Genomic DNA, 9,070 nt, shown 5'->3' with positions numbered 1-9,070 from the left:
GTCCAGCCTGCATCTTGAATCACAAAACGGAGCCCGTGGGAATCCTACGATTCTCTCAAGCTATGAAACGCTCTAGGTTCTGCACTGGCGGCACAAACGCGGCGAACGGCCGGCGCCCGGCTAGAAATCTCTCTGCAGTGCCAGAACCCGGACACGCCGCGATTCAACGCGCATCCTGAGCTCACCCAGATAGGCAAAGTGACAATAGGCGCACGCCGCTACTCCCATGACCGACAGCAGGCCGTTCAGCCAGGTGAAGTCCATCACCAGTGAGAACTGAAAGCCGCTCGGCGCCGTAAACGCGGCAATGGTGCTTGCGGTCTGCGAGTGGCCGCCGATGAAAATCATCGATGCCGCGAGGATCAGGGTGCCATGGTTGACAAGAAAGAAAGCCGCCGAGCTTCTGGCCCGACATGCCATCCAGCAGACTCCCAGGACGGCGCCCAGCAAAGCAAAGTCCAGGCCCATCGACCCTCCCAGATAGAAATCGACCTGTTGCCAGAACATGCCGGACGACGGGTGCAAGGCAAGCCAGATCCTCCACATATCGGCGCTTGCTGGATAGGTTCCGAGCAGGACCGTGGCTGTTCGCTCTGTCGCCAGGATCAGCAGGACAAAGGCCGGGAAGGCGAAAAGCAAGAGTGGTTTGCGCTTCATGATGCCTCGCAATCTGGCTGGCAGATTACGCCGCATGGGTTGCGCAAGACTTAACGGGACGTTTTGCATTTGTATCGGCAACGGTCGGCAAGTGCGGGCGAAAGGTCCCTCCGCGCACCACCGAGAATCTGCTGCCAAGAACTTCGCGCTTTCTTGCAGCGCCCTTGTTCACGGCCTTCACTCACAACCTCAGCGGGTCCGGGTTATGTGCCATTTTTGCTACATTCTCCAAACTTATGCTCGGAATCGCCGCTCCGCGTACAACTAAATCAGTAAATACTAACGCAATATGCGATTTTGCTGGATATTGAGCAAAGCCAGATGGGGTAGTTTGGGTTGCAGCGCTTTTCAAAAAAGGCGCGGGAAAACGTGGGTGGGAAAATGAAGACGACAGGTTCTTCGACCATTGGCAAGCGCCTTGGTCTTTTGGTGACGGTATCGCTTCTGGCTTGCGGCAGTGCCGATGCCCTGACGCTGAAGGAGGCCATGGCGGTCGCCGTGGAGTCCAATCCCGAAATCGGCCAGGCCATCGAAAACCGCGAGGCGATCGAATTCGAATTGCGTCAGGCGAAAGGGCTCTATCTTCCCAGTGTCGATGTGGAAGCATCCGCTGGGGCTCGCCGCCTCGACAACTCATCCCGCCGGGCGCTTTCCATCGAAAAGGACAGCCTTTATCCGGCCGAAGCCGACGTCGTGGTTTCGCAGACGGTTTATGACAGCGGCGCAAGGCGGGCCGAGATGAACCGCCAGGCCTCGCGGGTCGATGGCGCTTCGTTCCGCGTGCTGGAGCGCTCCGAATTCATTGGGCTCTCGGTTGTCCAGGACTATCTCGAATATATGCTGCAGGCTTCAATCGTCACCGAAGCGAAGAAGAACCTGGGGTTCCATCAAGCAATTCTCCACGACATCAAGGAAGGCATTGCGGGCGGCGGATTGAACGAAGCCGATCGGCAACAGGCCGAGGAGCGGCTGTTTGCGGCCAAGGCCCGCATGCAGGAAGCCTCGGAGGAACTGGAGGCTTCGAGGATACGGTTCTTCAAGACTGTCGGGAAGCCGCTGACCAATGCGTCGAGGCCAGGCGATGTTTCCGCTGCGCTGCCGAAGTCGCTGGATGATGCGCTGGGCCTGGCGCGGCAGAACAACCCACGCGTCCACATGGCCAACAGCGATATCGACGCTGCGGCCTCGCTGGTTGACGCGGCCCGGGCGAAATACGGCCCCTCGATTGTCGCCGAAGGCACAGCGCGGGCCGGATACGATATCGATGGCGATAATGGCGACACATCCGACCTGCAGGCACGCCTGGTGTTGCGCTGGAATCTCTATCGGGGCGGGATAGACAAGGCCAATGAGCAGGAGCAGATCCGTCGCACCAGCGAACAGCGCCTTGCCCTGCATCAGGTCCTGCGCGAAATCGAGGAGGCTGTCCGCACCTCGTGGGATCGCCGCTTCCGGCAAGCCGATCTGGCGAAAACCCTGAAGCTTCAGGCCGCCACCAATGAGAAGCTGGTCGCGTCGTATCGCGAACAGTTCAAGGTTGGGCAGCGCTCGCTGCTCGACGTGCTTGACGCGCAGAATACGCGTTTCAACACGGCGACGCTCGCCGATACCGCCTCCTATGCCTCGCTGTTCGCCGAATATCGCCTGCTGGCAGCGACGGGACAGCTTCTGAAGACGATGGATATTCAGCCGGCCAAGCAGGCCACGGCCTATGCGCAGACAGAGTTTGCCGTTCCGCCGACAGCGGACACCGAAACCTATGCACGGACGCCATCGGAGCAGAAGAACGATCTGCCTTTCGACATCCTTGCCCCGGTCAGGAAGAAATGAGGTTTTGACTGAAGTCCTGGCGGACGGGTCGTGAACAAACAGCCAAATATCCTGACCCCGAAAGAAGCCTTCAAGGCCTGCTTTTCGGCGGTTGCCGCCTATCTGGGCCGGCCGAGCGCGGAAACCGTGCTTTTTGCCGGGGTGCCTGTTTCAGAGACGCGCATCGAGATCGCCGAGATCAGGCATCTTGCCGAGCGCATCGGCCTCGAGGTCAAGGAGTTCAATCACCGCGACTTCCTGAGCGGTCGTGTCGATCTTCCGGCGATTCTCTTCCGTGCCAGTCAATTGCCCATCGCCTTGCTGTCGGAAATTGACGCTGGAGACTATCTCACCGCCCCGCAGGAAGACGGGCGCACGACCATGGGCAGGTCTGAACTGGCCGCGAGTTACATCATCGGCGGCGCTTCCTTCTCCATCACCTACGCCAACGCCACCGAGGCAATGAACGTCGGTTCGGCGCAGAAAATCGAACGGCGCCATTGGCTGACGGGTACGATGGGCGCCTTCTGGCGCACTTATTCGAAGGTCGTCCTGTCGGCGATATTCATCAACCTTCTGGCCATCGCCTCCCCGATCTTCACCATGAACGTCTATGACAGGATATTGCCCAACAAGGCGATATCCACGCTCTGGGTGCTGGCGATCGGGATCGGCGCCGTCATCCTGTTCGACCTGCTTCTGAAGACGGCGCGGGCTTCGCTGATCGACTATGCCGGACGGAAGGCGGATCTTCGGATATCGTATCTTTTGTTCGAAAAGGTGCTCAACTCGTCGCTGTCGGCGCGCCCTGGCTCGACCGGCGAATACGCAAATCGGATCACGCAATATGAGTTCGTGCGAGAGTTCTTTACCTCGAACACGATCAGCGTCTTCATCGATACGGCCTTCGTGTTCGTCTTTCTGCTCGTCATCTACGCGATCGGCGGCTGGCTGGTGATCATACCGGCGCTGGCCTTCGTCGCATCCGTCATAGTCGGCCTGGTCACGCAGCGCCGCATCGGCAAGCGGGTGGCCGCCTCGATGAACGAGGCTTCGCAACGCCAGGCCCTGCTGGTCGAGTCCATTTCCACTCTGGAAACAATCAAGTCGCTGCGCGCCGAAGCATATCTGCTGAGGAAATGGGGAGAACACTCCAAGAACGCCGCCAACACATCCGAGAAGATCAAGCAGCTTTCGGCGGCCGCGGGAAACATCACCCAGGCCATTCAGCAGCTGGTGACCGTCGCCCTGGTCGTGGCCGGCGCCTATGCCTTTTCCGAAGGGCATGTCTCGACAGGAGCGATCATAGGAACGGTGATGCTGGCGAGCCGTGCCGTGGCTCCGCTCGGCCAGATCGCAATCACCCTGTCCAGGTTTCGTCAGGCCATGCTCTCGTTGAGGATGGTGAACTCGATCATGGCTCAGCCGGAGGACCGGCCGGACACGGTTGGCTTCGTCAACCGCCCCATCCGCAACGGCGCGATGGTGTTCAAGAATGTCGGGTTCATCTATCCCGGTTCGGAAAACGAGGTGTTGTCCGGCCTGAATTTCCTGGTCAAGCCGGGAGAGCGGATCGGCATCATTGGCCGTATAGGATCGGGCAAGACGACGATGGGGCGGCTGATCGGCAGGCTTTTCCTGCCGACCTCTGGAGAGCTTTTGCTGGATGGCATCGATATCCGCCAGTATCACCCTTCGGAGGTGCGCCGCGCCGTAGGCATTGTCGCGCAGGCCGGCGATCTGTTTTCGGGCACCATCAAGGAGAACCTCCTGATGGCATCTCCGGAAGCAACCGACGAGGAGATCATCGAAGCCGCCAAAGCCGCCGGCGTCGATGAGTTTGTCTCTCGCCACCCGCGCGGCTACGACATGAATGTCGGCGAGCGAGGCACCAATCTCTCCGGAGGTCAGAGGCAGACCGTGGCGATTGCACGACTGCTTTTGACCAAACCGAAAATTGTCTTCTTGGACGAGCCGTCGGGATCGATGGATCTGGCCTCGGAGCGGCAGCTGATAAAACAGCTCAAATCGGCTTTTGACCGGGATACGACGCTGATCGTCTCAACCCACCGCTTCAGCATGCTCGAGTTGGCCGAACGGCTTATTGTCATAGATCAAGGCCGGATCGTTGCCGATGGACCGAAAGAACAAATCATTCAGGCGCTGCAGAAAAACAGCGCCTGAAGAAGAGAACCATGTCGAGCTCGGTCTCGACTTAATGGGGCATGGGAAATGCTTGCTAGGGAAGACCGCCCGCCGCTTTTTGCGACGGCGTCCATATTTATCATAGCGGCGCTCTTTGTCGCATTTGTTGCTTGGGCGTCCTTTGCCGAGGTGGACGAAATCGCGCGCGGTGACGGCAAGGTCATACCGGCCTCAAAGACCCAGATCATTCAAGCCAGCGAGCCGGGTGTCGTTCAGGAAATAGCGGTGCAGATCGGCCAAATCGTCAAAAAGAACGATCTTATCATACGCCTAGACAACACGTTGAATACCTCCAGTCTCGGTGAACAGCAGGCGAAGGCGCGTGCGCTTGAAGCGCGCATCGCCAGGCTCAAATACGAACAGACCGGCAATCTCGCGGGCTCGTTCCCTTGCCCGCAGGACATACAGTCGGTTGCTCCGCAAATTTGCGACAATGAGCAAAACCTGCTCGTCGCCCGGCGCGAGAACTTTGACAACAAGCTATCAGTGCTCAAGTCGCGCCTCGACCAGCGCCAAAGGGAACTGGACGAGGCGAACGCCAATTCCGAGCGCCTGATCAAGAACCTGGCGGTAAGCGACCAGCAGACGAAGCTGGTCGAGTCGATGGCAAAGAAAGGCTTGATGGCCAGAACCGAGCAGCTGAAGGCCGAGCAGGAGCAAACCGAACTCAACGGCCAGTTGAATCTGGCCGGCGAGACGATAAGGAAAGCCAAGTCGGCGATCACCGAAGCGCAGCTCCAGGTCGATGAGCTGGGCCTGCAGTTGAAGCAGGAAGCACTGGGTGACCTGACACAGGCGCTCGCTGATCTTTCGGTGGTGGATGAGACCATCCGCGGTGCAACCGACAAGGTCGCACGCACCGACATCCGCTCTCCCGTGGACGGCATCGTCAACACGCTGGAGCTGAACACGGTTGGCGCCTTCGTGCAGCCAGGGGCCATCGTTGCCGGAATCGTGCCCACTTCCGAGACATTGCTGGTCGAAGCGCGTGTTTCGCCACGCGACGTCGCCTTTATCCGCCCGGATCAGGACGCCCTGATAAAGGTCACGGCCTACGATTTCTCGATCTTCGGCGGCATCGAAGGCAAAGTCTCCAACATCACCGCGGATAGCCTTGTCGACCAGAAAACCGGAGAGCCATACTACCAGGTTCGTGTTGCCACCGAAAAGTCGACGCTCGAGAGAGATGGAAAGGCCTATTCGATCATCCCCGGCATGATCTGTTCGGTCGACATCAAGACCGGGCGCAAGACAATCCTGACCTACCTTTTGAAACCGATCAACAAGGCGCGAGAGGAGGCAATGAGTGAACGATAGCGTCGCCTCCTCCGCTCCACCCCAAGGTGCCCGGCCGCTCCTGCCCCTCGCAGCAGAGGATTTTGGGCTGGAATTCCGGGTTGTGACGCGCGGTGGCGTACGGCGCGGCATACGGCTGGAGCGGGCTTTCTGGATTTCGCTCAAGCAGATGGCGGAGAACAGGCGATGCACGATCGGTATGCTGATTGACGAAATCGCTGGCAATCACTCCGAGACGGGAAACCTGACGTCGGCAATCCGGGTGGCTTGCATACGCGCACTTGCCGACGAAAACCTGACTTTGCGCAAGCTGGCATCGATCAAAACGATCAACGCCATTCTGGTCGCTTGTCCCTCGCCCGCCTTCGCTCTTGCATCGTCGAAGAAGATCCTGACGTTCAATGCGGCTTTCCAGCAACTGGTCAAGCGTCAGCTGCCCATGACCCCGAACGATGACGCGCGCCAAGACCTCAAGCTGGCATTGGACATCGGTGTGGCCGACATATTCGCGCGCCTCGACGCCAACGGCGAAACCCCGGTGACAAGCGGCTTCGTGATTGGCGCCGGCGAACGTCGCTATCGAGGCCAGTTGAACGCGGTGCGCGCGCCGGTGCTGGAGCCTGAATTGCTGATGGCGTTTGTCTTCAACGGCTGACTGTTCAATGCAGGGGGTGGAGGCGTCCGCCCTGGCCGTCACTGACCATCCATCAAACCCTCGCCGGGTGCGACCGACTGAAAGCCACCCTTGAGGTCGGCCACTTGCGCGGCGCCGGCTTTCGTCCCGTGAATCCAAGCCCGATCGGTGCTGAACGAATACAGCGGCTGATAGTCTGGGAGGTCGCTATCCCTGAGGACTTTATTGCCAAGGGTATCCAGAATGAACGCGCCGCTTGCGGTGCTTACCGCAAGCACGGCATGAAAGAACCTGCGCTTGCGATCCTGGAGCACCACCAGCGACATGCTTTGCGCCGGAATACCCGCCTGCAGCAACGCGGTCATCTTGAGAATGGCAAAATCCTCGCAGTCGCCAGCGCGATTTGCAAGAACCTCCGAAGGTTTCGCCCAATAGTCGAGCTTGCCGTATACGTCGATGTCGCTTTTGTAGGCGATGAAGTGATTGATGCTGCTGTTGACGAACGACAGTTTTTCGCTGAAGGGCTTGCCCCGAGCGATCGAGACGATGTTGGCGAAAATCTGGCTCTTGCGTCCGCAATCGGTGTCCGGCGTGCAACTGGATATGGCTTGGTAGACGGGTGCCCAGCGCGCCGAAACGGGAAAATTATGCATGGACAGGGCAACCGACCCGAACACACCCGGGATGATCGTCGCCGTCTGCATTGGGTCGATACCGGGGTTGTCTTGCGCCGTCGACGTGCCGGTTCCACTATCCGCGGAAACGCGGCCGTAGCCGTTCAATGCAATATCGATCTGGCCAATGCTGATCTGGCCAATGCTCACCTGATAAGGCGCGACGGGCTGCCAGGATTGATACCGCTGCAGGGAAATGCCGCCGAGACAAGGCGGCGCCTGAACCGTCTCCAGGGCCGGCTTCCCGGGAAGGGAACCCTTGAAATCCTGGCCGGCAAGGGCCGGCTGCGCCAGGCCCGCGAGGCCAGCCGCCAGCAGGAGTAGTTTGATTCGGGTTGTTCCTGGAACATTTTTTTGTTTTTTCATAACGCCCACCTTTGACTGCGGACGCTACCAACCCTGTCTCAAATTACTGGAAAGGAAGGTGGGTAACTTTCCAAAAACATGCATCAGCTATTTTGTGTAAAATTTTATTCATATTTATACTTCTGTTTACCAAAACTCCCCACCGATACCGGCTACCGAACTCATCCTATCAGGTGAGATATAACATATTATATGTAGGCCGTTTACCAAGCGTAAAAAAGCTTATCGAAGACATATTCAAATATATAGAATAGATTGACGGACCGTTGCAAAACCGACGCATCGCCTGTCTCTTTCCGGGAAATGCCGGAGGGGTTTTAGCTATGGCGACCAGTATTGAGTTGGACAACGTTTCGGGTTCGTGGGACGAGCATCACGTCTCCGGCGATCATCATGATCTGACAGTGCAGGTGCAGATTGCTCAAGCCGCCCCGGCGGACCAGACAGCGGCGCCGGCTCAAACCGCACCGGCCGCGGCCGAACCCGTGCCGGTCGATGTCGGTGGCGGCGCGCCCGTGAATGCTCCACCGGCGGCGAATATCCCGCATGAATACGTTGCCGACGCGAGCAACATCGTCAAACTCCCAGCCAATGTTTCGATCGACAACATCAAGGTCGACGGTCACAACCTCTTGCTTGAACAGGCGGACGGCTCCGTCATCGTCATCAAGGACGGCGCCTTGAATGTGCCGACCTTCGTCATCGGTGACGTCGAGGTGCCGCGCGTTGCCTTGATCGCGGCGCTCGAGGCAAGCCACATCGATGTCGCCTTCGGCGCGGACGGGTCGATCTCGGCTGGCGGAAATGGCTCGCAAAGCAGCGCTGGTGGAAATTTCGAACAGCCTGCCGGCGGCATCGGCGACGGATTTGGACTATCGGCGTTGCTGCCGCCGACCGACCTCCAGTTCGGCCAGCCGGATAACCGCGAGCTCTTCACGGGCCTTGTCAGGCCAAATTCCATACCGTCGATCGGGCTCATCGGGGAGGCGACCGTCTCCGAAGCTGGCCTGCCTGCACACAATGGCGAACCCGCCGGTTCGGCCTTTGGCTCCAATTCGGAGATGACCTCCGGGACTGTTGGCTTCACATCGCCGGACGGCGTTTCGCAGGTCACGCTCGGCGGCCATGCCCTGACCACAGTGCCGCAGACCTTCACCGACGCCACGGGCTCGCTGACGGCGAGCTATGTCTTCGATGCCGCCACCGGTATCGGCACGATCACCTACTCCTATACACTTGCCAACAACACCTCTGGCGACAACACGAGCGTCACTTTCGTGGTTGGGGTGACGGACGCCGACGGCGATGCGGCACCTCCCGGCAACCTGGTTATCAATATCGTCGACGACGCGCCGACGGCGCATGCCGACGCGCTGACGATCGCGGCGGCGGACTTTGCCGGCCATGGCGGCAACGTCATCACCGGCAC

Annotated in this window: 6 protein-coding genes and 1 pseudogene; 5 read left to right on the top strand and 2 right to left on the bottom strand. The window is 59.1% G+C overall.

The window, feature by feature from the left end:
* Window positions 1–120: 120 nt before the first annotated feature.
* A complete protein-coding gene (locus FJ930_RS29760; protein WP_140748990.1) occupies window positions 121–657 on the bottom strand; it encodes a hypothetical protein in 537 nt (178 codons plus the stop codon).
* A 381-nt stretch (window positions 658–1,038) separates the two neighbouring features.
* On the opposite strand from FJ930_RS29760, the gene FJ930_RS29755 reads away from it, so the two are divergent.
* The 4 genes from FJ930_RS29755 to FJ930_RS29740 are packed head-to-tail and all read left to right on the top strand — an operon-like array spanning window position 1,039 to window position 6,622.
* Window positions 1,039–2,487, top strand: coding sequence for a TolC family protein (locus FJ930_RS29755; RefSeq protein ID WP_141841164.1), 1,449 nt, complete (start codon window positions 1,039–1,041; stop codon window positions 2,485–2,487).
* A 30-nt stretch (window positions 2,488–2,517) separates the two neighbouring features.
* Window positions 2,518–4,650 (top strand): type I secretion system permease/ATPase, encoded by a 2,133-nt coding sequence (locus FJ930_RS29750; protein ID WP_141841163.1) that lies wholly within the window; start codon window positions 2,518–2,520, stop codon window positions 4,648–4,650.
* A gap of 48 nt (window positions 4,651–4,698) precedes the next feature.
* Window positions 4,699–5,988, top strand: a complete 1,290-nt coding sequence (locus FJ930_RS29745) for an HlyD family type I secretion periplasmic adaptor subunit (RefSeq protein WP_141841162.1) — start codon at window positions 4,699–4,701, stop codon at window positions 5,986–5,988.
* A 40-nt stretch (window positions 5,989–6,028) separates the two neighbouring features.
* Window positions 6,029–6,622 (top strand): ribbon-helix-helix domain-containing protein, encoded by a 594-nt coding sequence (locus FJ930_RS29740; RefSeq protein ID WP_246677099.1) that lies wholly within the window; start codon window positions 6,029–6,031, stop codon window positions 6,620–6,622.
* Between the two features lie 38 nt (window positions 6,623–6,660).
* On the opposite strand, the gene FJ930_RS29735 is transcribed toward FJ930_RS29740, so the two are convergent.
* Window positions 6,661–7,641, bottom strand: coding sequence for a transglutaminase-like cysteine peptidase (locus tag FJ930_RS29735; RefSeq protein WP_141841160.1), 981 nt, complete (start codon window positions 7,639–7,641; stop codon window positions 6,661–6,663).
* 323 nt (window positions 7,642–7,964) lie between these two features.
* Between FJ930_RS29735 and FJ930_RS29730 the strand changes: the two are divergent.
* Window positions 7,965–9,070: pseudogene (locus FJ930_RS29730) on the top strand (hypothetical protein); the annotation flags it as partial.

Source organism: Mesorhizobium sp. B2-4-15 (genome assembly GCF_006658505.1).
In the GTDB taxonomy this organism is placed as follows: Bacteria; Pseudomonadota; Alphaproteobacteria; order Rhizobiales; family Rhizobiaceae; genus Mesorhizobium.
Note: the sequence above shows the minus strand (reverse complement) of the source record. Positions and strands in the feature narration are given on the sequence as shown.